The 23,558-nt window shown below is 64.6% G+C and carries 22 protein-coding genes; 11 read left to right on the top strand and 11 right to left on the bottom strand.

Annotated elements, in window-relative coordinates:
* Positions 1–20: 20 nt before the first annotated feature.
* Genes OEW28_RS16695 through OEW28_RS16715 form a run of 5 tightly spaced genes read right to left on the bottom strand, consistent with a single transcriptional unit; the run spans position 21 to position 4,588 of the window.
* Positions 21–752: an SDR family NAD(P)-dependent oxidoreductase gene (locus OEW28_RS16695; RefSeq protein WP_263735934.1), complete on the bottom strand. Its 732-nt coding sequence runs from the start codon at positions 750–752 to the stop codon at positions 21–23.
* Positions 749–1,297, bottom strand: a complete 549-nt coding sequence (locus OEW28_RS16700) for a DUF3833 domain-containing protein (protein ID WP_263735935.1) — start codon at positions 1,295–1,297, stop codon at positions 749–751. Before OEW28_RS16700 ends, OEW28_RS16695 begins: the two co-directional genes overlap by 4 nt.
* Positions 1,294–2,556: an MFS transporter gene (locus tag OEW28_RS16705; RefSeq protein WP_263735936.1), complete on the bottom strand. Its 1,263-nt coding sequence runs from the start codon at positions 2,554–2,556 to the stop codon at positions 1,294–1,296. Before OEW28_RS16705 ends, OEW28_RS16700 begins: the two co-directional genes overlap by 4 nt.
* A complete protein-coding gene (locus OEW28_RS16710; RefSeq protein WP_263735937.1) occupies positions 2,553–3,311 on the bottom strand; it encodes a DUF1365 domain-containing protein in 759 nt (252 codons plus the stop codon). The genes OEW28_RS16705 and OEW28_RS16710 overlap by 4 nt, the downstream gene beginning before the upstream one ends.
* Complete coding sequence (locus OEW28_RS16715) at positions 3,308–4,588, bottom strand: NAD(P)/FAD-dependent oxidoreductase (RefSeq protein WP_263735938.1); 1,281 nt, start codon at positions 4,586–4,588, stop codon at positions 3,308–3,310. The genes OEW28_RS16710 and OEW28_RS16715 overlap by 4 nt, the downstream gene beginning before the upstream one ends.
* 57 nt (positions 4,589–4,645) lie before the next feature.
* Between OEW28_RS16715 and OEW28_RS16720 the strand changes: the two genes are divergently transcribed.
* The 6 genes from OEW28_RS16720 to OEW28_RS16745 all read left to right on the top strand — a co-directional run bounded on the left by OEW28_RS16720 (position 4,646) and on the right by OEW28_RS16745 (position 13,413).
* Positions 4,646–5,347: a sigma-70 family RNA polymerase sigma factor gene (locus tag OEW28_RS16720; protein WP_318527572.1), complete on the top strand. Its 702-nt coding sequence runs from the start codon at positions 4,646–4,648 to the stop codon at positions 5,345–5,347.
* Complete coding sequence (locus OEW28_RS16725; protein WP_263735939.1) at positions 5,344–5,979, top strand: ChrR family anti-sigma-E factor; 636 nt, start codon at positions 5,344–5,346, stop codon at positions 5,977–5,979. Before OEW28_RS16720 ends, OEW28_RS16725 begins: the two co-directional genes overlap by 4 nt.
* A gap of 39 nt (positions 5,980–6,018) precedes the next feature.
* Positions 6,019–6,681, top strand: a complete 663-nt coding sequence (locus tag OEW28_RS16730; RefSeq protein WP_263735940.1) for an SDR family NAD(P)-dependent oxidoreductase — start codon at positions 6,019–6,021, stop codon at positions 6,679–6,681.
* Positions 6,682–6,926: 245 nt separating this feature from the next.
* Positions 6,927–8,069 carry an efflux RND transporter periplasmic adaptor subunit gene (locus OEW28_RS16735; RefSeq protein ID WP_263735941.1) on the top strand — a complete coding sequence of 381 codons (1,143 nt, stop codon included), beginning with the start codon at positions 6,927–6,929 and terminating at the stop codon, positions 8,067–8,069.
* A 14-nt stretch (positions 8,070–8,083) separates the two neighbouring features.
* A complete protein-coding gene (locus OEW28_RS16740; protein ID WP_263735942.1) occupies positions 8,084–11,185 on the top strand; it encodes an efflux RND transporter permease subunit in 3,102 nt (1,033 codons plus the stop codon).
* Between the two features lie 191 nt (positions 11,186–11,376).
* Positions 11,377–13,413 (top strand): DEAD/DEAH box helicase, encoded by a 2,037-nt coding sequence (locus OEW28_RS16745; RefSeq protein WP_263735943.1) that lies wholly within the window; start codon positions 11,377–11,379, stop codon positions 13,411–13,413.
* 115 nt (positions 13,414–13,528) lie between these two features.
* On the opposite strand, the gene OEW28_RS16750 is transcribed toward OEW28_RS16745, so the two are convergent.
* On the bottom strand, positions 13,529–13,993 hold the full coding sequence (locus OEW28_RS16750; protein WP_263735944.1) for a trimethylamine methyltransferase family protein: 465 nt from the start codon (positions 13,991–13,993) through the stop codon (positions 13,529–13,531).
* Positions 13,994–14,270: 277 nt separating this feature from the next.
* Positions 14,271–15,167: a LysR family transcriptional regulator gene (locus tag OEW28_RS16755; RefSeq protein ID WP_263735945.1), complete on the bottom strand. Its 897-nt coding sequence runs from the start codon at positions 15,165–15,167 to the stop codon at positions 14,271–14,273.
* Between the two features lie 130 nt (positions 15,168–15,297).
* Here OEW28_RS16755 and OEW28_RS16760 point away from each other — a divergent pair, with 130 nt between their 5' ends.
* The 4 genes from OEW28_RS16760 (at position 15,298) to OEW28_RS16775 (ending at position 18,898) form a co-directional block, all read left to right on the top strand.
* Positions 15,298–15,873: an NADPH-dependent F420 reductase gene (locus OEW28_RS16760; protein WP_263735946.1), complete on the top strand. Its 576-nt coding sequence runs from the start codon at positions 15,298–15,300 to the stop codon at positions 15,871–15,873.
* A 24-nt stretch (positions 15,874–15,897) separates the two neighbouring features.
* Positions 15,898–16,320 (top strand): DoxX family protein, encoded by a 423-nt coding sequence (locus OEW28_RS16765; protein ID WP_263735947.1) that lies wholly within the window; start codon positions 15,898–15,900, stop codon positions 16,318–16,320.
* Positions 16,321–16,371: 51 nt separating this feature from the next.
* Positions 16,372–17,196 carry a 4,5-DOPA-extradiol-dioxygenase gene (ygiD, locus tag OEW28_RS16770; protein WP_263735948.1) on the top strand — a complete coding sequence of 275 codons (825 nt, stop codon included), beginning with the start codon at positions 16,372–16,374 and terminating at the stop codon, positions 17,194–17,196.
* A 130-nt stretch (positions 17,197–17,326) separates the two neighbouring features.
* Positions 17,327–18,898, top strand: coding sequence for a trimethylamine methyltransferase family protein (locus OEW28_RS16775; protein ID WP_263735949.1), 1,572 nt, complete (start codon positions 17,327–17,329; stop codon positions 18,896–18,898).
* Between the two features lie 38 nt (positions 18,899–18,936).
* Here the strand turns inward: OEW28_RS16775 and OEW28_RS16780 are convergent, their stop codons facing one another.
* From OEW28_RS16780 to OEW28_RS16795, 4 genes are all read right to left on the bottom strand, one after another.
* A complete protein-coding gene (locus tag OEW28_RS16780) occupies positions 18,937–19,875 on the bottom strand; it encodes a LysR substrate-binding domain-containing protein (protein WP_263735950.1) in 939 nt (312 codons plus the stop codon).
* 154 nt (positions 19,876–20,029) lie between these two features.
* Entirely contained in the window at positions 20,030–20,509 is a 480-nt protein-coding gene (locus OEW28_RS16785; RefSeq protein WP_263735951.1) for a thioesterase family protein, read from the bottom strand.
* The gene (locus OEW28_RS16790) at positions 20,506–21,372 is read right to left on the bottom strand and encodes an amidohydrolase family protein (RefSeq protein ID WP_263735952.1); all 867 of its coding nucleotides are present in this window, start codon (positions 21,370–21,372) and stop codon (positions 20,506–20,508) included. Before OEW28_RS16790 ends, OEW28_RS16785 begins: the two co-directional genes overlap by 4 nt.
* On the bottom strand, positions 21,362–22,345 hold the full coding sequence (locus OEW28_RS16795; RefSeq protein ID WP_318527573.1) for a nuclear transport factor 2 family protein: 984 nt from the start codon (positions 22,343–22,345) through the stop codon (positions 21,362–21,364). The genes OEW28_RS16790 and OEW28_RS16795 overlap by 11 nt, the downstream gene beginning before the upstream one ends.
* Before the next feature lie 141 nt (positions 22,346–22,486).
* Between OEW28_RS16795 and OEW28_RS16800 the strand changes: the two genes are divergently transcribed.
* A complete protein-coding gene (locus tag OEW28_RS16800; RefSeq protein ID WP_318527574.1) occupies positions 22,487–23,536 on the top strand; it encodes an ABC transporter ATP-binding protein in 1,050 nt (349 codons plus the stop codon).
* Positions 23,537–23,558: the final 22 nt, after the last annotated feature.

Here is a 23,558-nt window from a genome sequence, read left to right on the forward strand (position 1 = left end):
TCGGCGCGTGAGGCCGGGTCCTACCGCCTGAATATCCTGTGGAAAATCGACAGGGGCAGAAGCTTGCCCAAGGTAAACAGGAGCGAAAACGGGACCGGGAAATCCGTCCTGAACTTGCCGCGCGCCATGAATGCCACGATCTGCTCCGCCGCATCCTCCGGCGTCATCAGCGATGGCATGTGGAAGGCGTTCTTGTCCGTCAGGCGCGTTTGGATGAAGCCCGGATTGGCAATCTGCACCTTGATGCCGGTCCCGCGGGTGTCGGCCAGCATCGTCTCGGCCAGGCTCATCAACGCGGCCTTGCTCGCGCCATATCCGATGGCGCCGGGAAGGCCGCGATGGGCGGACAACGAACCGATCAGGACGACATGCCCGCTGTCACGCTGGATCATCTTCGGGACCATGCGGCCCAAAAGGCGCATCGCGCCCATGAAGTTCACCTCGCAGATCGCCTCGGCTTCGTCCGCGTCCCATTCCCTTGTGGACATCGGCTCATACCGCCCTGCGCAGTAGATCACGCCGTCGACGGGACCAGCCGCCTCCACGGCCTTAGACACGGAATTGCGATCGGTCACGTCCATGGGGATCACCACAGCCCCCGCGATATCGTCCGCCAGCGACCGAAGGCGCGACGCGGTCCTTGCCGAAAGGACGACACTGGCGCCCGCCCGTGAAAGCGCGGCGGCCAGCTCCCGGCCCAGCCCCTCGCTTGCCCCGACGATCCAGTAGGTCTTTCCGGAAAATCCGGTCATGGCGCGGGCCGGATGGTGGCGACAAGTTCGGCCACCTTCACGCCGAACTTGCGCATCTCGGAGCGGTTCATGATCGTCCCGTTCTCCATGAGATAGAGCCAGTCCGAGGCGTCAAGGACATGGCCACCGGAAGATTCGGGAAGCCTGATGCTGTAGCGCAGATGGGCGACCGCTCCGGCCTGTTCGCCCCGAGCCACGCCCACGATGTCGTCCGCCTCTCCGGTGAAGGATCCGTCCCCGGAAAAGGAAATCCGCCAAAGCCGCTCTTGCCCGCCGCCGTCGGCATAGCGGAAGCTTTCCTGCAGCGTCCCGCCGTCCTCATCCCAGGTGCCGGTCATGTCCGCGACGAAGCGCGTGACGACGCGTCCGTTCGGGCCGTAGATCACGCCTTCCGACACCAGAGGCCCCGACAGGTGCCTGCGGATGTCCATCTTGGGGGCCGTATCCGCATAGTCGGCGATCTTCTGAGACGAGAAGCTGAAGAACAGCCGCTGTGTGGCGATCAGCGCCGTGAAGATAAGCAAGAGTATCAGAAGGGTTTTCATGTCTGGTCTCCGGGCAAGGGGACGATCAGGACGTAGCCGATGACCCCGATCTTGAAGAGGCAGGGAAGGATGGCATAGGCGAAGGTGAGGGCCTGCAGCGCGGAGCCACCATTGGTCTGGCCCGGCAGGTAGCCGCGCAACTCAAGCAGTGGCAGAGCGATCGCCGCGGCTCCGGCAAGCGCGAGTTTCGAGACGAGCGCCCAGAGCCCGAATGCCTGACCGGCGGGGAGGCCGGCATCCGAGAGCGAGCGCGAAAACAGCGCTGGAAGGATGACCATGTCCGCGCCAAGTGCCGCGCCCGAGGCGATGCAGATCACGACGAAGGCCCCGGACTCGCCCGGCCCAAGAGTGGCGGTTCCCGCGAAGGCCAAGACGGCAAGGCCCATGCCGGACAACAGGACCGGCCGGGCGCCGAACCTGGAAACCAGAGCAGCCCAGGCCGGCGCGGAAAATCCGGCCGCGGCGAAGAACAGGACGAGAAAGGCGCCAGACAGGTCCGGGGCCTCCAGCCTGTCCTCGACGAAGAACAGGAACAGCGTCGAGGTCAGCGCCACGGGCAGCGCGTTCAGGAACCCCAGCAGCAGCAGGCCAATCGACCCTGCCTGCCGCAGGGATGTCAGCGACAGCGGTTGAACCGGGCTGCGTTCGTGTTTCCAAAGTCCTCGGGTCGCGGCCCAGGCCAGCAGGCAGAAGACGCCCAGCCCGAGCCCGAACAGGCGATAAGCGATATCCTCGCCATATGCGATGCCCAGCAGGCCCGGTGTGACGGCGGCCAGAACGACCCCGAACACGATCCCCGCCTCTCGGAAACCGGCGATTCCGAAATGCGCACTGCCCTGTGCGGGCCCGGCCAGCGCCACGCCTTGTCCGTAAACAAGGATCGTCGCAGTGCTGAAGGCCGTGAACAGGATGGCAAGGGCGATGATCAGCCAAAGCACCCGGTCGAACCAGGGCTCGGTTGCGAAAAGCATCACGAAGCCAAGGGCCAGCCCGCCCGAGGCCGCGGCGGCAAAGGCTCCCCGCTGTCGCGGAAGACGGTCGATCATGCGCCCGATCAGCGGGTCCTGAATAAAGTCGAACACGCGCATGGCGATCAGGACCAGGCCCAGTGCCGAAAGCGAGATGCCCAGTTCCCCGACGGCGAAACGGGGCAGGTGGATGTAGAGCGGTAGGCCAGCGGACGCCAACATTGCCGCGAAAACGCTGACCTGCAGCAGCGTCCCGTGGCCAATTGGCCCGGTTGAACACCGCGTCGTCATCCGCTCACATCCTTGACCGGCGGCGTCGGGCGCGGATGATAGGGCGCCCGCTTCAGCACGAGCCTGAGCGCCTGCCAGTGGATCAGGGCGATCGTGCGAACCGAGCCAAGGGGGCGGCGAAGCATCACGCCCAGGATGGACCGGTTGCCCAGCCGGCGACGGGGACCGGAAAGCGTGGCACGAAGACCCTCATCCCCGTCCCGAAAGTCGATCGATATCGCCAGCCGGTCCTGGCCCAGCACGAAACCGAACCGGTAACTTCCCGAAACGGTCTGGAACGGCGAGACATGGAAGATCTTGTCCGCCTCGATCCGGTCGTCCGGACGGATGGCGGCAAATCCCGGCTTGGAGCAGAAGTAGCAGTGCCGGTCTCCGAAGGTGTTGTTGACCTCGGCGATGACCGCGATCAGGTCTCCGTCCCTCTCGACCATCCAGAAGCTGACGGGATTGAACACCTTGCCCAGAAAGCGCGGCTGCGTCAGCAGCAACAGCGTGTCGCGCGCATCCAGCGCGCAACCGCGTGCCGCAAGGACCTCCCGCGCCCAGGCCGCGCCGCGCCCCCGGCCGCGGCTGCCGCCATGGTCGCGGTCGTGAACGGCGAACAGGTTGAAACGGTTGCGCGAAAACAGCGAAGGTCCGGACGCCGAGTCCGCGTCCATCAGGACATAGTCGACGCCATAGCGGAACGCGTTGGCGATGCGGCCCTTGCGGGCGTGGGTCGTATGTCCCGCGATATGTTCGGGCCAACGCGTCATGCTGGCTGAAGGCTCAGAGCGTCGGCAATGCGAACGGCGCTTTGGAACCCGTCTTCGTGAAAGCCGTAGCGCGTGTAGGCACCCGCGAACCAGGTCCGGTTGCGCCCCTGGATCCCGCCAAGTTCCCTTTGCGCGGCGAATGCCGCCGCGTCGAACACGGGATGCCGAAACACCTTTTCGTCGTAGACGAGGTGATCGGGGATATCGTCCGACGGATTGAGCGAGACGAAAAGCGGATCGCGTTCGGGGATGTTCTGCAGACGGTTCATCCAGTAGGTCACACCGATCTGCGTGCGGTTCTGGCGCGTGTCGCCCCTGTAAACCCAACTGGACCAGCAGCTTTTGCGTCGCGGCATCTGGGCCGGATCGCAGTGCAGGACGACACGGTTGTCCTGATAACGCAGGCGGGAAAGCACGTTGATTTCGCCCTCGGTCGGCTGCGTGATCAGCCGCAGCGCCTGATCGGAATGGCAGGCAAAGATCACCTCGTCGAAACTTTCCGGCTCGGCGCCTGCGACGTGAACCTGTGCCGAGCGATCATCGCGCGTGACACCCTTGACCTGCGCGCCCAGCCGCAGGTCGCAGCCGACCGTGCGCAGTCGCGCCTCGAGCCTGCGGACGTATTCGGCGCTTCCGCCTTGCACCGTCCACCACTGGTGCTGGCCACTCGCGCTCAGCAGCGCGTGATTGCGGAAGAACTGGACAAGCGTGCGCGCCGGAAAGTATCCGATCTGATCGGTGGGGGTGGACCAGATCGCGCCGCAGATCGGCATCAGGTAGTAGTTCCGGAACCAGTTCCCCAGGCGCAGCCGGTCCACGAGGTCGCCGATGGTCATGACGTCATCGGAAACGGCGGCTTCGGCCCGGGCGTTGAAGTGCAGGATGTCGCGAAGCATGCGCAGATAGGACGGTCGCAGCGCGTTGCGCTTCTGTGCGGTGATCGCCGCGAAATCCGCAAGCCCATATTCGACCCGGCCGTTGTCGATCGTCGCGCCGAAACTCATGCAGCTTTTTGCGACGGGAACGTCAAGGTCCGCGAACATCCGCGTCAGGTTCGGATAGTTCGCGTAGTTGAAGACGATGAAGCCCGTATCGACCGGCTGGTCGTTGTTCTTTCCGGCTATGATGGTTCTGGCATGGCCGCCCAACCGGGGTTCGGCTTCGAACAGGGTGACGTGGTAACGCCGGGACAGCAGATAGGCCGAGGCAAGGCCAGATATTCCGCCACCGATCACGGCGATACGCTTGCGGTCCAAGGGCAAGGCATCAAACGACATTCAGGTCACTCCTTTTTGACCTTGATACGGCTCCGTCGTCCGCCCGGATCATTTTTTTTGATCCGCACAAAGGCCATGCGCGTATTGATCCGCATGTTGAACCTCGTGCGTTTGCCTGCGACAGTCACGACAGTTCCGCCCTTTCAGGGTGGACTGGATGGCGTGTTCGTCGCCGACAGGGTGCAGGACGGTATGACAGAAGCTGGAGGTGCAGAGATCAGCCCGCAGACGGCGTGGATGATCGCCGTGCGCGACCGGCGTGACCGAGCGGCCTTTGCAAGGCTGTTCGACTACTATGCCCCAAGGCTGAAATCCGTGACGCTCAGATCCGGCACGCCCGCCGCCGAGGCGGAGGACATCGTGCAGGACGTCATGCTGGCTGTCTGGCACAAGGCATCGCAGTACGATCCGGCGCGCGCCGACGTGTCCGGCTGGATCTACAGGATCGCGCGCAATCGCCAGATCGACCTTGCCCGCCGCAAGGCGAGGCCGGAGCCCGAGGACCTGATGCTGGACGCAAGCCATGCGCCGGAAGCCGATCAGATCGTGGCGATGGCGCAAGAGGCTGGCGAACTTCGGCGCGCGCTCGGGCAACTGGCGCCAGAGCAGAAGAGGCTCATCGAGAAAGCCTATCTTGGTGACATGTCCCATGTGGAGATCAGGGAGGACACCGGGCTGCCGCTGGGGACGATAAAGTCCCGGATCAGGCTGGGGCTGGAACGACTGAGGTATGAACTGAAAGAGCTGCGCAAGACATGACGGATATCAGCCATCACGTTCCGGACTGGATGATCCGCGACTATGTCGGCGGCGCGCTGTCCTACGCGTTCGATCTTGTCGTCGCCACGCATGTGTCCATGTGCGACGAGTGCCGGGCGCGTCTTGGCGCGCACGAGGCTCTGGCGGGCGCCGCGCTTGACGCGTCAGGACCTGCCGAGGTGTCCGACGGGCTGCGTGATGCGGTTCTTGCCCGGCTTGACGACAGGCCCCGGCAAAGGCCGCGGCCCGCCGCCTTCGGCGTGTTTCCGGCGCCGCTGGCCGAGGCGCTGCATGGACGGCCGCCGCGGTGGCGGTCGCTGGGCTTGGGCGTTCGCCAATGCATCCTGCATGAAGACCGGACCGGCAGCGCGCGCCTGCTGTTCATCCCGCCCGAACAGGCGGTGCCCGAGCATGGGCATCGCGGACTTGAGCTGACATTGGTGCTGCAGGGCAGCTTCCACGATGAAACCGACCAGTTCGAGGTGGGCGATCTCGAGGTCGCAGACAGCGATCTGACGCATGTGCCGGTTGCGGGCAAGGGCGCGCCCTGCATCTGCCTGGCGGCAACGAACGCGCCGCTTCGCTTCAAGGGGTTTCTTCCGCGTCTGACGCAGCGGCTGTTCCGCATCTGACACCGATCGCTTTTCGGCGGACGAATAGAGGGGGCGGACATGCGAAATGCCTTGGTGATCGGCGCATCGGGCGGAATCGGGGCGGCCGTGGCGGCGGCCCTGACATCCCGCAGCGTCGACGTCGTCCCGCTGTCCCGGCGTGCCGACGGCATGGACCTTACGGAGGCCGCATCGGTCGAACGCGTGATGGCGGGCCTGAGCGGCCCGTTCGACCTGATCCTGATCGCGACCGGCGTACTTGCCAGCGCGGGGTGCCGGCCCGAAAAGTCGCTGGCCGAGATCGATGCCGGCGCGATGGCCCGCGTCATGGCGATCAACGCAATCGGCCCGGCCCTGATCCTGCGTCACGTGCCCCGCCTGCTTCCGCGGCGGGGGCGCTCGGTCGTCGCGGTGCTGACAGCGCGCCTGGGGTCGATCGGGGACAATGCATTGGGCGGGTGGTATTCCTACCGCGCCTCGAAGGCTGCGGCGAACCAGATCGTGCGCACGAGCGCGATCGAGATCGGTCGACGGCACAAGGATGCCATCGTCGTGGCGCTTCATCCCGGCACAGTCGCGACGACCTTCACCAAGGACTATCCGGGGCACCGCAAGGTCGCGCCAGAACTGGCGGCGGCAAACCTTCTTGGCGTCATCGAGGGGCTGACGGCTGAGGACAACGGCGGTTTCCGCGACTGGGAAGGCAACGCCGTTCAGTGGTGACGCTTGTTGGAGGCCAGGCGCGCCTCTGCAATCCGCTTTCGCGCGTGACCGGGTCTTCGCGGAGTGACCTTGCAGGGATCAGGACGCACAAGACATGTGCATGGCGCCGGATCGTGCGGAAATCATCTGAATCCTTGCGTCGGGATCGCCGCGGCCGCCGCCAGCGCTGAAAACAGCAACTGGTGTCCGGACGCGGGACCTGTTTGAATACGCGCGGAACACGGGATTTGGCCGGTGGGGGCTTCATGGTACGTCTGACATTTGGTCTTTGCGCGGCGCTGATCGCGGCGCCAGCCGCCACACTTGCCCAAGGCGCAGGTGGCGGGCAGCCTCAGCCCGTCACTGTCGTCACCTTGGATACGCAGTCCGTGACACTCAAGTCGCCCTTGCCCGGCCGCGTCGCCGCCTCGGGCGTTGCCGAGGTGCGCCCGCAGGTCAACGGCATCATCACCGAGCGCCTGTTCGAGGAAGGGGGCGAGGTGCAGAAGGGCGATCCGCTCTACCAGATCGACCCGGCAAGCTACGAGGCCACGGTCGCCGCCGCCGAGGCGGCCCTTGCGCAGGCCGAGGCCTCGCTTCGCGCCGCCGAAAGCGAAGCCACGCGGCAAGAGACACTGCTTGGCCGGTCCGTGGTAAGCCAGCAGAACCTGGATGACGCCATCGCCGCGCGCGACGTGGCCGATGCCGCCGTCAAGGTCGCCCGCGCCAACCTGATGTCGGCGCAGATTGACCTTGATCGGACGACCATAAGGGCGCCGCTTTCGGGCGTCGTCGGACTTAGCGAAACCACCCAGGGCGCACTGGTGACCGCCGGCCAGGCGACGGCGCTCACGGTTATCCGCGATCTTGATCCGGTTTACGTGGACGTGACGCAGTCGGCGGCAGAACTTCTGCGCTGGCGCCGCTCTGACGCATCCGTCAACGGCGCGGACCAGACCGTCACGCTGCGTCTTGCCGACGGGTCGCAATACGAAGAAACCGGCCGACTTGAGGCCGCCGAGCCCCATGTCAACGAACTGACAGGCGTCGTCGTGCTGCGGCTCGAATTCCCCAACCCCGATCACCTGTTGCTTCCGGGCATGTATGTACAGGTCGAGATGCCCCAAGGGGTCGTGGAAAACGTCGTGCTTGCCCCGCAGGAAGGGGTCAGCCGCGACCGGCGCGGTCTTCCCACGGCGATGGTGGTGAACGCCGATAACCTCGTCGAGCGCCGGCAGCTGACCGTGTTGAGGGATCAGGGGGCAAGCTGGATCGTCACCGAGGGCCTAGGCTCGGGTGACCGATTGATCGTTGAGGGTCTGCAGAAGATCGCGCCGGGCGCGACGGTCGTCCCGGAAGAACGCGGGTCCAGCACACCGCCGGAAGCAGCCGCCGAAACCTCCAACTGACCGGAGCCTGACGAATGGCACGCTTTTTCATCGACAGGCCGGTCTTCGCCTGGGTGATCTCGATCCTGATCATGGGGGTCGGGCTTCTGTCGATCCTGACCTTGCCCATCGCGCAATACCCGCAGATCGCGCCCCCCTCTGTCCGCATCTCTGCCTCCTATCCCGGTGCGTCGGCGGAAACGGTGGCGAATACCGTGACCCAGATCGTCGAGCAGCAGATGACGGGTCTGGATGGTCTGCGCTACATCTCGTCCAGTTCGACGTCCGATGGCTCCGCTTCGGTGAACCTGACTTTCGAGACGGGCACCGACGCCGACATCGCCCAGGTCCAGGTTCAGAACAAGCTGGCGCAGGCCACGCCGCTTCTGCCGGAAACCGTGCAGCGCCAGGGGTTGCGGGTTCAGAAGTCAAGCTCCAGCTTCCTGATGGTCATCGCGCTGATCTCGGAAGACGGAAGGCTGGACCAGTTTGACCTGTCCGACTACCTGAACTCGAACCTGGTGGATGAGTTCAGCCGGATCGAGGGCGTTGGCGGGGTTCAGGTCTTCGGCTCGCAATACGCTATGCGCATCTGGCTGGAGCCTTCGAAGCTGGCGGCGTTTCAGCTTTCGCCCGGCGATGTGGTCAATGCGGTCTCGGCGCAGAACGCGCAGATTTCAGCCGGTGCATTCGGAACGCTTCCGACTGTCGAAGGGCAGCAGCTGAACGCGACGATCACCGCGCAATCGCTCTTGTCCACGCCCGAGGACTTCGAGAACATCGTGCTTCGCGCCGAAACCAACGGGGGCCTTGTGCTTCTGAAGGACGTCGCGCGCGTCGAGGTCGGGGCGCAGGACTATTCGACCATCGCCAGGTTCAACGGCAAGCCGTCGTCGGGCATGGCGGTCCAGCTTGCCCCCGGCGCGAACGCACTCGATACGGCGCAACGGGTAAAGGACCGCATTGCGCAGTTTTCGGAATTCTTCCCCGATGGCGTCCGCTACGTCATCCCCTATGACACGACGCCCTTCATCGAGATTTCGATCAAGGAGGTCGTCAAGACGCTGTTCGAGGCGATCGTGCTCGTCTTCCTGGTGATGCTGCTGTTCTTGCAGAACGTGCGGGCGACGCTGATCCCGACGCTGGCGGTGCCGATCGTGATCCTCGGGACGTTTGCGATCCTTGGCATCGCGGGCTTCACGATCAACGTCCTGACCATGCTTGCCATGGTGCTGGCGATCGGGCTTCTGGTCGATGATGCGATCGTTGTCGTCGAGAACGTCGAACGCATCATGGAGGAAGAGGGCCTTTCCCCGCGCGAGGCCACGCGCAAGTCCATGGACCAGATCACCGGCGCGCTGGTGGGCATCGCGCTGGTGCTGTCGGCCGTTTTCGTCCCGATGGCATTCTTCGGCGGCTCCACGGGGGTCATCTATCGGCAGTTCGCGATCACGATCGTTTCGGCCATGACACTTTCGGTCGTCGTTGCGCTTACCCTGACACCGGCGCTTTGCGCCACGATCCTGCGCGCCAAGGACGCCCACCACACGAACCGCGGCATCCTGGGGCTGTTCAACCGCGGCTTCGAAAAGGTGCTGGATGGATACAGCTGGACCGTGGGCCGCGTGATCGTGCGGCCGATTCGCGTGGGACTGGTCTACCTGATGATCGGCGGCGGGATCTGGTGGCTGTTCACCACCACGCCGACCGGGTTCCTGCCCAACGAGGATCAGGGCATCCTCATCACGCTCATCCAGGGGCCGACAGGTGCGACTGCAGAGCGGACGCTGAAGGTCGTTCAGCAGGTCGAAACCTATTTCAACACCGCCGAAAAGGAAAACATGGATTCCATGTTCGGCATCGCAGGCTTTTCCTTCGCCGGCAGGGGCCAGAACATGGGGCTTGCCTTCATCCGCCTGAAGGATTGGGAAGAGCGTCCGGATCCCGCGCAAAGCGCCCAGGCCGTCGCGGGGCGGGCGTTCGGGGCCTTCATGGGCATCCGAGACGCCATGGTGTTCCCGATCGTTCCGCCCGCGGTGATCGAGCTTGGGAACATCTCGGGCTTCGATTTCTACCTTCAGGCCCAGGGCGGGCAGGATCACGAAGCCCTTCTTGAAGCGCGAAACACGCTTCTGGGAATGGCTGCGCAAAGCCCGCTGATCGGCTCGGCGCGTCCTTCCGGGCTTGAGGATGCGGCGCAGTTCAACCTGGATATCGACTGGCGCGCAGCGGGCGCGATGGGGGTGTCGCCGACCGATATCGGCAACCTGCTTTCGGTCGCCTGGGCGGGTCGCTACGTCAACGACTTCAACGATAACGGCCGGATCAAGCGCGTGTACGTGCAGGGCGAACCCTCGTCCCGCGCGACGCCTTCGGACCTTCAGAAGTGGCGCGTTCGGAACAGTTCGGGCGACCTTGTTCCATTTTCGAACTTCACGTCCGAACGCTGGCAATACGGTCCGCAGGGCCTGTCCCGCTACGGCGGCGTTCCGGCGATGCAGATCCAGGGCTCGCCGGCCCCGGGCGTCAGCACCGGAGAGGCGATGGCCGAGATCGAGCGGCTGGCGGCCCAGCTTCCCGGCGGATATTCCGTCGCATGGACCGGCCTGTCGCTTGAAGAACGCGAAGCCGGGGGGCAGGCGCCGCTGCTATACGCACTATCGCTTGCCGCGGTCTTCCTTTGCCTTGCCGCGCTTTATGAAAGCTGGACGATCCCGTTCGCGGTGATGCTGGCCATGCCGGTGGGCGTGATCGGCACGCTTGCCGCGGCCCGCTACGGCGGTTTCGACAACGGCGTCTTCTTCCAGGTGGGCCTGCTGACGGTCATCGGTCTGACGGGCAAGAACGCGATCTTGATCGTCGAATTCGCCCGGGACCGCGTCGCGGCGGGCGAAGAACTGTTCAAGGCCGTGCGCGAGGCCGCCCGTTTGCGTTTCCGGCCCATCATCATGACCTCGATGGCGTTCACGCTGGGCGTGCTGCCACTGGCCCTGTCGACGGGGGCGGGGTCGGGCGGGCGGTCTGCGGTCGGCGCGGCCGTTCTGGGGGGCACGCTCAGCGCGACGATCCTGGGCGTCATCTTCGTGCCGTTGTTCTTCATCGTCGTTCAGCGGGCATTCGGCCGGCGCGTCCGGTGAAACCGCCCTTGGACGGATGAACCGGGCGACTTGCGGTCCCCAGCCGCCGGCATAATAGGCGAAACCTGACGCTTTTCGGGGATTCGCGCCAATTGGCAGATATACTTCTGCCTCAAGTCCCGTTACAGACGCGGCTTCCCCGCCGCGCGGACACCTGTATGGCCGTGACGGCCCTGTTGGATTTGGATGCCATGATCTCTCTCCTCTCCGAAGCCCTTGCCGAACGCGGCTTCGACACCCTTACCCCCGTGCAGGAGGCCGTGACCGAGCCCGATCTGACTGATGCCGATCTGCTGGTTTCGGCGCAGACGGGGTCCGGCAAGACGGTCGGCTTCGGGCTTGCGATCGCGCCCACGCTTCTGCGCGAGGATGATCGCTTCGGCCCGGCCGCGACGCCCCTGGCGCTGGTTGTGGCCCCGACGCGCGAACTTGCCTTCCAGGTCATGCAGGAACTGCGTTGGCTTTATGCACGGACGGGGGCCGTCGTGTCCTCCTGCGTGGGCGGCATGGACATCCGCGCCGAGCGCCGCGCGCTGGAGCGGGGGGCGCATATCGTGGTGGGCACGCCTGGCCGGCTTTGCGACCATGTCCGGCGCGGCGCGCTGGATCTGGGCGACATCCGCGCCGTCGTCCTGGATGAAGCCGACGAGATGCTGGATCTGGGCTTCCGCGAGGATCTGGAGTTCCTTCTGGGCGCCGCCCCCGAAGACCGCCGGACGCTTCTGTTTTCGGCCACGGTTTCCCCGATGATCGCCAAGCTGGCCGAGCAGTTTCAGCGCGACGCGCGGCGCATATCGACGATCAACAAGTCTGAACAGCACTCAGACATCAGCTACAAGGCGCTCCGCGTGGCGGCAGCGGATGCGAACCACGCGATCTTCAATCTGCTGCGCTACCATGACGATCAAAGCGCCATCGTGTTTGCCAACACCCGCGCGACCGTCAATCAGCTGAGCGCACGCCTCTCCAACCGCGGGCTTGCTGTTGTCACGCTGTCCGGGGAACTCAGCCAGTCCGAGCGCAGCCATGCCCTTCAGGCGATGCGCGACGGGCGCGCACGGGTTTGCGTAGCGACCGATGTCGCTGCGCGCGGGATCGACCTGCCCAATCTGAACCTCGTGATCCACGCCGATCTGCCGACCAACACGGAAAGCCTGCTGCACCGTTCGGGCCGCACGGGCCGGGCGGGACGCAAGGGGATCTCGGTGCTGATCGTTCCGCCCAGGACGGTCAAGCAGGCCGAACGGCTTTTGAAATGGGCGAAGGTCACGGCGGAATGGACCGTGCCGCCCTCGGCCGAGGACATCATTCAGCGTGACGAGGAACGGTTGCTGAACGACCAGTCCTGGAGCGAACCCGTCACCGAAGAGCAGGCGGAAGTCGCGGCGCGGCTGCTTGCCCGCCACGGGGCGGAGGCCGTCGCGGCTGCCCTTTATCGCATGCACCAATCGCGTCACGCGGCACCGGAAGAGCTGTCGCCACCCGACATGCCTGCGGCGCGCGAACACAAGGACTTTGGCCCTAGCCGCTGGTTCGCGCTTTCGGTCGGGCGCAACGACCGCGCGGAACCGCGCTGGCTTCTGCCGCTGTTGCGCCGCAGCGCGGATCTTGAAAAAGCCGCGATCGGCGCGATCCGGGTGCAGGAATCCGAGACATTCGTCGAGATCGCCGAGGCAAGCGTGGGCCAATTAATGGCGGCACTTGGTCCCGACGGCGAGATTCAGGACGGGATCCGGGTCCGGCCGCTTGACGGCCTGCCGGAGTTCTCGCGCCCCGCGCGCGCCCCGCGTCCCGAGGGCGCCAAGCCCTGGCGCACGCGCGACGAAGGCGAGGCGCCCCGGCCCTGGAAGGCAAAGCCCGGTTCGCCGAAACCCAATTCGCCGAAACCCGGTTCGCCTAAGCCCGGGGCGGGAGCCGCCGGGCGTTCCGAACGCCCCGATGCCGGCAAGTATGAACGGAAACCGCGCCGCGACCAGTCCTCATCGCCTGGCTGGAGCGCCGCAGACGCCCCGTCCGAGCAGACGTACAGCCAGGATGCACCGGGCGCGCGCAAGCCCAAGTACCAGCCCAAGGAGGGCAAGAAGCCCGGCGCCAAGCCTGCGCCCAAGCACAAGTCCGCGCCAAAGCCGGATTCGAAGTGGGCCTCGAAAGGCGGGCCGCGCAAGCAGGGCAAGCCCTCGGCTCCGCGCGCTGCCGGGCAGGGCACGCCCCACCGCCGCAAGACCTAAGAGCTGAGATCCGGAAAACCGCCGGGCGCGTACGAGACCGCTGGGGCTGGCGCTTGCGCCAGTCCCGCAGCCTTTGTCCGATCCGCGCAAAAGGGCGGGCGGCGGCGGTGGCCGGTCAGCCCAGAGTGTTGCGGTGGGTGACGGTTGACTTGCCGAAGAAGCTGCGGAACACCTTGGAGAAGTGCGAGGTCGACCGGCAGCCGCAGGCCATGGCGATCTCGGTGATCGACTGTTCGGTCTGAAGCAGCATGTTGCGCGCGCGGTAGGTCCAGCTTGACGGGATCGAAGAAATCAGTTCGCGCACAAGCCCCCTGTCCAGATGCACCCGCTCGCCGCGCACGTCGGCGCCTGCCTTGCGCCAGTCTTCAAGCGCGATGTCGTCGCGGAAGACCACGCCCACTTCGTCAAGGATCAACATCGAGGCATCGTCGATGCGCGCGATCTGTTCAGGGGTCATGGGCTCGCACTCGGGAAGCGCACGCTTGAGTGCGGGCAGCATCTCGAAATCGGGGGCAGCGCGCATCGCCCTGCGTGCGCCCCGCCCGCCAGACCGTGCTTGCCGTGTCGGATTCTCTGTCATCTTGCCGTTCCACGAGACTATTCGCCCGCAATAGGCGTTCCAAAGGCAGTTACCGACAGTCGTCCGGGCGAAGCAAACCAGCATTTTTGCGACATGGGCATGGCCAGCATAGGGGGCGCCCAGTCCGCAATGGCACAGTGGCATGCCCAAAAGGACATGCAGACCGGGCGGAACCACGAATTTCAGGGCGTGGGAACGTGCAATCTCACCCTCGTGTCGGTCCGATTCCGGGGTGCCGCACGCGGTTCGGACCGTATGTCGATCGGCGGCGCGAAGATCACAGCAGGTTGGTTGAGCGGATGTCGGACGCCGCGAAGTCGATCAGGGCACGGATCTTGCGCGGAAGCGTCCGTCCCTCAAGATAGGCGGCGCTGACCGGGCTCGGGCTGCCCGTGTATCCGTCAAGCAGGGTTGACAGCCGTCCCGCCGCAAGATCGTCGCGGATCGCGAACTTCGGGGCAAAGGCAATGCCCTTTCCTGCGGCTGCAAGGGCGCAGGCCGCGCGCACGGAGTTGACCAGGAGCCGCCCTTCGACGGTCACGACCGTCTCGGCCCCGTCCTTCCACAGCGGCCATCGGCGCGGGTCGCGGCGATTGGTGTCCACGATGAATGCATGCCCGGCAAGGTCCGCAGGGGTCCTTGGCGTGCCCGACCGTGCCAGGTACTGAGGACTCGCCACCAGGAAGGTCTGCACTTCGCCCAGCTTGCGGGTCTTGATCGACAGCATCTCGGACCTGCCGACACGGAAGGCCAGATCTATGCCTTCGGCAGCCAGATCCACGAAGCGGTCATCCAGCCTCAGGTCCAACGTCAGATCCGGATGCTGTTGCGCGAAACGTCCCAGCATTCCGACGACGTAGGTTTCTCCGAAGGTCACGGGCGCGGATATCCGGATCACGCCGGTGAAACCGCGCGATCCCTCGGACGCGCCCGTCAGCAGATCGTCCAGCTCGTCCAGCAGGGCCGGGGCTCGTGCCAGCAGATCCTCGCCCGCGGGGGTCAGGCCGACCTTTCGCGTCGTGCGCTGAAACAGGCGGACACCAAGACGCTGCTCAAGCTCTGCGACGTATTTCGAGGTCAGGCGGTTCGAGATGCCAAGCTGGTCGGCGGCCGCGGTGAATGAACCGGCCTGCGCCGTCGCGACAAAGGCCCTCAGTTGTTCGACAGTGTCCATTGGCCGGATCCTTTGAGAACAAAATGTGGGAAGTCATTCCGGATAATCTTCATTTTATGCGCTGTCCGCAACGCCTAGGTTCAGGGCAGTTCAATGATCGCCCCAAGGGGCCATGGAAAAGGACATCGAAATGAAGATCGCAATCATCGGGACTGGGAATGTCGGCTCGGGTCTGGCTGGTGTTCTGACGCGCAGTGGGCATGACGTCACGTTGGCGGCCCGGGACGCCAACCTCGCCGAGGCCACCGGTGGCGCAGACGTCGTAATCCTGGCAACACCCTTCGGTGCCGCGGCCGATCTGGCTGCGCGCGTTGACTTTTCGGGCAAGGTGCTGGTCGATGTGTCGAACCCGGTCACCGACGACTTCTCGGGACTGCAGGTCGGTCATCTGAGCTCGGCGGCCGAAGAGATTGCCAAGCTCGCGCCCGGCGCTTCGGTCGTGAAGGCCTTCAACACGATCTTCGCGCAGCATTATGGGACGGGTCTGAAGATCGGCGATCGCGCGTTGCAAACCTTCGTCGCCTCGGATGATGGGGCCGCCCGAGACATCGTCAAGACGCTTGCCTCGGACATCGGCCTGGAACCCGTGGATGCTGGCCCGCTCAAGAACGCGCGCTACCTGGAGCCGCTCGGCTTTCTCAATATCCAGTTCGGCTACGTGTTGGGCAAAGGCACCGCGATTGCCCCGCAACTGCTTGCCGCTTGACCCCGCCAATACAGGAGAAAAACCATGACGCAGAACACCTCATCCGACTACGCCGCCTTTGTGCTTCGTGCGGCGAGCGGCGCACTCTTCATCGCCCATGGGCTGATGAAGGTCCTTGTCTTCACCGTCCCCGGCACAGTCGGCTTCTTCGAAAGCCTCGGGCTTCCGGGGGGACTTGCCTACCTTATCATCCTGGCCGAACTGGCCGGCGGCGCGGCCCTTGTTCTGGGCGTGGCGACCAGGGTTGTCTCTCTTGCCTTGGTTGCTGTCCTTCTGGGTGCGGCATGGGCCCATTCCGGCAATGGCTGGGCTTTTTCGAATGCCGGGGGGGGATGGGAGTTTCCGCTGTTCTGGGCGGTCGTCCAGGCCGCGGTCGCCCTGATGGGGCGGGGCGCCTTCGCGCTGCGCCTGCCGGCCGTCGACAGGCTGCTTGGCCAATACGCCTGACTTGCCGGGCCGCCGGAAAGGCGGCCCATTCTCTGAAACCGGAGCAACAAGATGAGCACGCTGCAAGGCCTTGAGAGCCTCCGCGACCGCCTTTCCCCGACCGCGCGCATGCCGGTGGTCTTCCTTGGCCACGGCAGCCCGATGAACGCGATCGAGGACACGCAATTCAGCCGCGCCTGGTCGGAACTGGGCCGGGCGCTGCCCCGCCCCAGGGCGATCCTGGTGGTGTCGGCACATTGGATGTCGCGGGGCACGACCCTGGTGGATGTGACTGCCGCACCAAGGACCATACACGATTTCTACGGGTTCCCAGACGCGTTGTATGCAGAGCGCTACGCCGCACCGGGCGATCCGAAGCTGGCGCGCGAGGTCGTGTCGCTTCTGGCCAGCCACCAGGGGGCCGAAGATGACCGCTGGGGACTGGATCATGGTGCATGGACCATTCTCAAGTTCCTGTACCCCGAAGCCGATGTGCCTGTCTTCCAGATATCCATCGACATGACCAAAGATCTGGACTGGCATCTGGAAATCGGCCGGGTCCTTTCCGATTTGCGAGATCGCGGTGTCCTGATCCTTGGGTCCGGAAACGTCGTTCACAATCTGCGCGTCATGCGGCCCGGCGGCGCGCCGCAAGACTTCGCGCTTGAGTTCGACGCCCTTTTCGCGGAGCGCCTGACCGACCGGGATTTTGGCGCGCTCTCTGACCGGGCGAAGCTGGGCACGCTGCTTCAGATGGCGCACCCAAGCGTCGATCACTACCTGCCGGCGCTGACGATCGCAGGGGCCTCGGTCAGCCGGGACCTGCTGACCTTCATGACCGGGTCGATCGAACTCGGGTCCGTATCGATGCGGTCCTTCGTCTTTCATGCCGGGTGATCGCCGCCGTCAGTTCGTGCAGCCCGCGACGGAAACGTCATAATCAGAACTTATCAAGTTGATGAAACTTTTCCAGCGTTACAGAAGGGTGGGGCAGGTCTAGCTTCGGTCGCATTTCATGGGGGTGAACATGCTCGAAGCCGATCTCGCACTATCCGAAGCCAAGCCTCAACGCGGAGGTCGGGGCGCGCGGCGCGAACGCAGGGCCCATTCGGCGCAGGATCAGGGACGTCCCTACATCGTGCGCGGCATCCCCACCTACGACATCCTGTCCGAGGAAAGCCTGGTCCGGATCGAGCAGACGGCCGAGCGCATCCTTGCCGAGATCGGGATCGAACTTCGCGAGGATGCCGAAGCCCTTCGGCTTTACCGCGAGGCGGGCGCCAAGGTCACGGACATCTCGGCGGATGTCTGGAACCTGAAGTTCGAGCCGGGCATGCTGCGGGAAATCCTCAGGACCGCGCCGGCCGAGTTCACGCAGCACGCGCGCAACCCCGCCAACTCGGTCCGCATCGGCGGCAAGAACGTGGTCTTTGCGCCCTCCTACGGATCACCTTTCGTGATGGACCTGGACCGGGGCCGCCGCTACGGCACGATCGAGGATTTCCGCAACTTCGTGAAGCTTTCCCAATCCTCGCCCTGGCTGCACCATTCTGGCGGCACGGTCTGCGAACCGACCGACGTGCCGGTGAACAAGCGCCATCTGGACATGGTGTATTCCCACATCCGCTACTCCGATCGGGCCTTCCTGGGATCGATCACCGCAGCCGAACGCGCGGCGGACAGCGTCGAAATGTGCCGTATCCTGTTCGGGGCCGACTTCGTCGACCAGAACTGCGTGGTCATGGGCAACTTCAACACCACGTCTCCGCTGGTGCTGGACGGTGTCACGACGGCGGGCATCCGTACCTACGCCGCGGCCAACCAGGGGTCCATCCATCTGCCCTTCCTTCTGGGGGGCGCGGTGGCGCCGCTGACAATCGCCGGGATGGTGGCGCAGGGTCTGGCCGAATCCATGGCGTCCTGCGCGCTGACCCAGCTTGTGCGCCCTGGCGCGCCGGCGGTTCTGGCCAGCTTCTTCTCCTCGATGTCGCTCAGGACCGGCTCCCCCACCTTCGGCACGCCCGAACCTGCGATCGGCTCGCTCGTGATGGGTCAGCTGGCGCGGCGGCTGAACCTTCCGCTTCGCTGTGCGGGGAATTTCAGCACCTCGAAGCTGCCCGACGGGCAGGCGATGCAGCAGTCGATGATGTCGATGATGTCTGCCATTCAGGGCGGCGCGAACTACGTTCTGCATTCGGCGGGGTTTCTCGACGGGCTCCTGTCGATGTCCTACGAGAAGCTGGTGATGGACACCGACATGTGCGGCGCGCTCCATGCCTATATGGATGGCATGGAGGTCAACGATGACACCCTTGGCTTCGACGCTCTGGCCGAGCTTGGGCCGGGCCAGCACCTGTTCTCGACCGCCCATACGCTGCGCCACTACGAGACCGCCTATTGGGACAGCGCGCTGAACGACGACCAGCCCTGGGAAACCTGGGACGAACAGGGCGGCATCGACTATGCGTGGCGCGCCAACGCGCGGTGGAAGAAGCTGCTGGCGGAATATCAGGCCCCGGCCCTGGATCAGGCTACCGACGAAGCCCTTCTGGACTTCATCGATCGCCGCAAGAGTTCGATGCCGGACATGTGGTACTGAACGTTGCGGATTGGCCGGGGCACAGCTTTGGTCCCGGCCTATTTCCCGGCGGCGGGGACCGTTGCCTGCGCATCCTTGCGCTGGTCCAGCAGCCAGTCGCGCACGCTGGCGGCCGCGTGTGACAATGGCCTGTCCTTGGGCCAGACAACGTAGAAATCCTTGGCGGTCGTCACCATGTGGCCCGTCAACCGCACAAGAACCCCCTTTTCGACCAGACCCTCGACAAGGTGCCGCCAGCCAAGCGCGATGCCCTGGCCTTCGATCACGGCCTGAACGACCAGAACATAGTCGTTGATCTTCAGCCCGCTTGGCACCTGGTTGCCAGGAACTCCGACCGAGGCAAACCAGTCCCGCCATGTCGTGGCCGAGCGGAACGGTTCCTCCAGGTGGATGAGCTTGCAGGAAAGCAGGTCCGACGCCTGAATCGGTTGGCGGATCTGCGGCAGGTATTTGGCTCCGCAGACCGGGTAGATTTCTTCCGACGCCAGGACCTCGGCGTGAAGCTGCGGCCATTCCTCGGCTGATCCCCCCCGGATCCCCAGCGGCGCCCCTTCGGTTTCAAGCTCAAGATCCCGATCCGCCGTCTGGATCCGCAGATCGACGCCGGGAAGATCCTCGCGGAACTTCGTCATCCGGGGTACCATCCAGAAGGAAGCGAAGGCGGTTGAACAAGCCAGAGTCACCTGGTTTCCCGTCGGCGTCGCGCGAATGTCCTGCGCCGAGCGCTGGATGTGCGACAAGCCGATCGAGACATCTGTATGAAACTTCTGCCCCACCTCGCTCAGCCGTACGCGGCGGAACTCGCGCAGGAACAGCGTGCGCCCAAGCTGCTGTTCCAATCGGTGGATCGCGTAGGAAACGGCAGCTTGGGTCATGCCCAGCTCGCGGGCGGCGGCGCTGAAACTTGACAGTCGGCCCGCGGCCTCGAACACGATCAGGCTGTTGATCGACGGCAGAATCCTGCGAAGCGTTTCCATAAGTCTAGCTTGTCGAAGTCATGATGCCTGTCCAGCCACACAAGCTGCATTGCCTTTCCTAGCTCGCATGAGAAGTCATGAACAGCCCCGATCCTCCTGCCGTTTCGGAATGGGGCATATGGAACAGAGCCACGCCGGGGGATCGGCGCCCGGATCAAGTCCGGGTGTTCGGCTGGATCGAGAGGCTTCGCGCCCTGAACCCCAACGTGTCTTGCTGGCCGCTGGGTATCCGCGCGTGTTCGAGCCGTCTCTGGATGACGTCTGGGATCGGTTCGCCGCGTGGTTGCGGCTGTTGCCGAACATGCATCTCGATCATTTCCGAAACGGCGACGACATCGGATCCGGCTTTCATCACCGACCAGAGATGCAGGCGCTTGCTGTTCGAATCCAGCAGGCGGGTTTCGACCGCCAGATCGTCCCCAACCCGGACTTCCTTCAGAAACCGCTTGTGATCCTCGAGCAGGTAGATGGTGCAGCCGGTCGCCTTTCGGTACGCGGCGTCAAACCCAACCTCGTCCTGAAAGGCGTCGACGGCATGGCTGAAGACCAGCCCGTAGTATGCATCCTGCATGTGTCCGTTGTAGTCGATCCATTCCGGCCGAACGGAGGTTCGATAGTGAAAAGTTCGGGTCATGGCAGGGCGTAGAACCTCGCTGCGGTGTCGTGGAAGACAGAGAATGTCGCGGCCTCTGGCACAAGGCTTTCGTAGGCGGCGACGACATGGGCGTAGTCCGAATAGAGCGAATCCACGGGGAAGTTCGACCCGAACATGCACCGGTCCGGCCCGAACTGCTCAAGGCAGGTCTCGACGACGGGCCGGATGCTCTCGGTGCTCCAGTCGTGATCGAACATGCCCAGTCCGGACAGCTTGCAGGTGATCTGCGGCCGATCCGACAGGAGGCGCAGGCGCGAAGCCCAGTCCCGAAGTCCCGCCGGACTTCGGTCGTGCGGCGAGCCTGCATGGCAAAGTGCGATCGCGGTGCCCGGCGCGGCGTCCAGCACGCGCGCCATGCGTTCGTAAAGTTCAGGGATCAGCTGAAGGTCGAACGACAGGCCCCGTTCGCCGACCGCCCGAAGTCCTGCCGCGAACCGTGGATCGTCGAGCAGCGCGTTGGTGCCGGTCCGGGCATCCTCGCCCGGCGCGCGGCCGACGATCTGGCGGACGCCGCGCACAGATGGCAGGGTCTGGTACCGGTCGAGCTGCCGGGACAGGTCCGGCGCCGTCAGATCGCAGAACACGACCTGCGCAAGCGGCCAGCCCGGGTTCGCCTCGGCGACCCCCTGCACCCATGTCGCCTCGGCCCAGCCGTCTTCCGCGCCGACCTGGATGTGGACTGACGCCCCGAAACCGCGCGCGTCGCGCCGGAACTCGTCCATCAGATAATCCCTTTGGATCGGAGCAGGGTCGCCAAAGAAACGCCGGGCGCCCTTTGCCATGAGCCACGGGTAGCGCACCGCGGACAGGTCCCAGAGGTGATGATGGGCGTCAATACGCATCAGCGGCTCCGGTGGCCTCGGCCAGGAAGTCGCGGCCCTGCATCTTCCAGAAATGCAAGAGGTCGATGAAGACCCAATTCTCGGCCAGTTTGTCGCCCGCGCGTCTGTAGATGTCGATCACACGGAACTGGCCGGGCGTGTCACTTCCCGGCAAACCCATGAATCCACCTGTGGGGATGGCGGTGAAATTGGGCCAGCCGAAGAAACCGCCGTAATGCCCTTCAGCCAGCCGGGCGATATGCGTCGTGCGCGACCGCTGGCCGAAGCCCGCGCGGAAGGGGCCAGAATGCTGCTTGGCATAGCGTTCGATCGTGTAGGTCGCGCCGATCCCGGCCGGTCCCCACCAGATCATGTCGTCGTGCCAGCTGCGGGCAAGCTCTTCTTCCAGCGGCAGTCCCAGCTTCCATTGGCCAAGATCTGAGATCATGGCATTGATCGCGTCCAGAGTCCTTCGCCCCTCTGCTTCGGGCTGGGGGCCGTAAAGCAGCCCGTCATGCGTCATCGGGCCGGGCTGGACGAGATGCGCTGCAGTCTGGGGAGGAAAGGGGTTCTGACCGGCTTGCGTCATCAGGTGCGGAATGTCGAAATGCATCGCGGTTTCCGTGATCCGGTCCCCGTCGACCCGGTAGAACGCGCAGTATCGCAGGAACGCCATCTTTCCGGTGGGCAGAATGCCCAGCCATGGCTGATCGAACAGGCCCATCAGATGCCCCATCGACACCACCCAGACGCTTTCGAACCCGTCGATCTGGTTGCGACCGGCAAAGAAGATATCCTCGCGTCGCTGGAGCCTTGTCAGAGCCGATTTCAGCGGCTCCCAGAACGTCGAAGAAAGCGCGTCGGCGCCGTGCAGTTCGCCGAAGGGATGACACCCGCGCCACAGATGGTTCGGAGTGATGAAGGCGGCAAGCGATTCGCCGATCTGGGCACCGCGCGCGGCATCCAGCCGTTCGTGGAATCGCCGAACCAGCATCTTGTGTTCCTGGAATTCCGACACGTTTTCAGCCTCTTGGGATATTTTTGCAGACGTATGCAAAAACAGCTTGCCGGAAAGGTCTCCAAAAGTCTACCGTAATTGCAAGCGTATGCAAAACGTTTGCAGAGGGAGGCGACCTTGGCCGAAATCAGATTGTCCGGTGTGACCAAGCGTTGGGGCTCTTTCATCGGTGTCGACAAGTTCGACCTTACGATTGCCGACCGGGAATTCCTGGTGCTGCTGGGTCCTTCGGGCTGTGGCAAGACGACGACGATGCGCATGATCGCCGGGCTGGAGGACCCGACCGACGGGGAGATCCTGATCGACGGCAAGGTCGTGAACGACCTGGAGCCCAAGGACCGGGACGTGGCGATGGTGTTTCAAAGCTACGCCCTCTATCCGAACCTGAACGTCTATGAGAACATCCGGTTTCCGCTGCGGGTCCGGGGCGTCGATCCGGCGACCCACGATGAAAAGGTCCGGCGCGCCAGCGCCATGGTCGAGCTGGACGAATTTCTGCACCGCAAGCCGGCGGAACTGTCCGGTGGGCAGCGTCAGCGCGTTGCGCTTGCGCGCGCGATCGTGCGTGAGCCGAACGTGTTCCTGATGGACGAGCCGCTGTCGAACCTCGACGCGAAGCTTCGCGTGTCGACCCGCGCCCAGATCAAGAACCTCAGCCACGAGTTGGCGGTGACCACCATCTATGTCACGCATGATCAGATCGAGGCGATGACGCTGGCCGACCGCGTGGTGGTCATGGAGAAGGGGGTGGTCCAGCAGGTCGGCAGCCCCACGGAAATCTACGACAAACCGGCCAACACCTTCGTGGCCAGCTTCATCGGCAGTCCCGCGATGAACCTGATCGATGGCAGGGCCGAGGGCGGCGTCTTCAGGGCGGATCGCACCGAAATTGCGAACCTGCCGGTCGGCGACGGTGCCGTGACGCTTGGTTTCCGAGCCGAAGATGCGGTGGTCGCGCGAGATGGCGGCCAGATAACGGCGCCGATCTACACGCTGGAGCTGCTTGGTGACGCGACCATGGTCAGCGTGCGGATCGGTGGCGCGCTGGTCAGCGCCAAGGCCGACAAGACCTTCCGTGCGGAAATCGGAGAGATGATCTCGATCCGGGTTCCGAACGAGCATTGCCACCTGTTCGACGCGAGGACGGGGGCGCGTATCGGGGACTGACCTCAACATCGGGCCAGGCATG

The organism is Albidovulum marisflavi (assembly GCF_025751435.1).
GTDB classification, from domain to species: Bacteria; Pseudomonadota; Alphaproteobacteria; order Rhodobacterales; family Rhodobacteraceae; genus Albidovulum; species Albidovulum marisflavi.

What these genes read in the sequence shown, in the direction of transcription:
- OEW28_RS16695 (WP_263735934.1), bottom strand. Translation starts at nt 752, where the DNA reads ATGACCGGATTTTCCGGAAAGACCTACTGGATCGTCGGGGCAAGCGAG.
- OEW28_RS16700 (WP_263735935.1), bottom strand. Translation starts at nt 1,297, where the DNA reads ATGAAAACCCTTCTGATACTCTTGCTTATCTTCACGGCGCTGATCGCC.
- OEW28_RS16705 (WP_263735936.1), bottom strand. Translation starts at nt 2,556, where the DNA reads ATGACGACGCGGTGTTCAACCGGGCCAATTGGCCACGGGACGCTGCTG.
- OEW28_RS16710 (WP_263735937.1), bottom strand. Translation starts at nt 3,311, where the DNA reads ATGACGCGTTGGCCCGAACATATCGCGGGACATACGACCCACGCCCGC.
- OEW28_RS16715 (WP_263735938.1), bottom strand. Translation starts at nt 4,588, where the DNA reads ATGTCGTTTGATGCCTTGCCCTTGGACCGCAAGCGTATCGCCGTGATC.
- OEW28_RS16725 (WP_263735939.1), top strand. Translation starts at nt 5,344, where the DNA reads ATGACGGATATCAGCCATCACGTTCCGGACTGGATGATCCGCGACTAT.
- OEW28_RS16730 (WP_263735940.1), top strand. Translation starts at nt 6,019, where the DNA reads ATGCGAAATGCCTTGGTGATCGGCGCATCGGGCGGAATCGGGGCGGCC.
- OEW28_RS16735 (WP_263735941.1), top strand. Translation starts at nt 6,927, where the DNA reads ATGGTACGTCTGACATTTGGTCTTTGCGCGGCGCTGATCGCGGCGCCA.
- OEW28_RS16740 (WP_263735942.1), top strand. Translation starts at nt 8,084, where the DNA reads ATGGCACGCTTTTTCATCGACAGGCCGGTCTTCGCCTGGGTGATCTCG.
- OEW28_RS16745 (WP_263735943.1), top strand. Translation starts at nt 11,377, where the DNA reads ATGATCTCTCTCCTCTCCGAAGCCCTTGCCGAACGCGGCTTCGACACC.
- OEW28_RS16750 (WP_263735944.1), bottom strand. Translation starts at nt 13,993, where the DNA reads ATGACAGAGAATCCGACACGGCAAGCACGGTCTGGCGGGCGGGGCGCA.
- OEW28_RS16755 (WP_263735945.1), bottom strand. Translation starts at nt 15,167, where the DNA reads ATGGACACTGTCGAACAACTGAGGGCCTTTGTCGCGACGGCGCAGGCC.
- OEW28_RS16760 (WP_263735946.1), top strand. Translation starts at nt 15,298, where the DNA reads ATGAAGATCGCAATCATCGGGACTGGGAATGTCGGCTCGGGTCTGGCT.
- OEW28_RS16765 (WP_263735947.1), top strand. Translation starts at nt 15,898, where the DNA reads ATGACGCAGAACACCTCATCCGACTACGCCGCCTTTGTGCTTCGTGCG.
- ygiD (WP_263735948.1), top strand. Translation starts at nt 16,372, where the DNA reads ATGAGCACGCTGCAAGGCCTTGAGAGCCTCCGCGACCGCCTTTCCCCG.
- OEW28_RS16775 (WP_263735949.1), top strand. Translation starts at nt 17,327, where the DNA reads ATGCTCGAAGCCGATCTCGCACTATCCGAAGCCAAGCCTCAACGCGGA.
- OEW28_RS16780 (WP_263735950.1), bottom strand. Translation starts at nt 19,875, where the DNA reads ATGGAAACGCTTCGCAGGATTCTGCCGTCGATCAACAGCCTGATCGTG.
- OEW28_RS16785 (WP_263735951.1), bottom strand. Translation starts at nt 20,509, where the DNA reads ATGACCCGAACTTTTCACTATCGAACCTCCGTTCGGCCGGAATGGATC.
- OEW28_RS16790 (WP_263735952.1), bottom strand. Translation starts at nt 21,372, where the DNA reads ATGCGTATTGACGCCCATCATCACCTCTGGGACCTGTCCGCGGTGCGC.
- OEW28_RS16795 (WP_318527573.1), bottom strand. Translation starts at nt 22,345, where the DNA reads ATGCTGGTTCGGCGATTCCACGAACGGCTGGATGCCGCGCGCGGTGCC.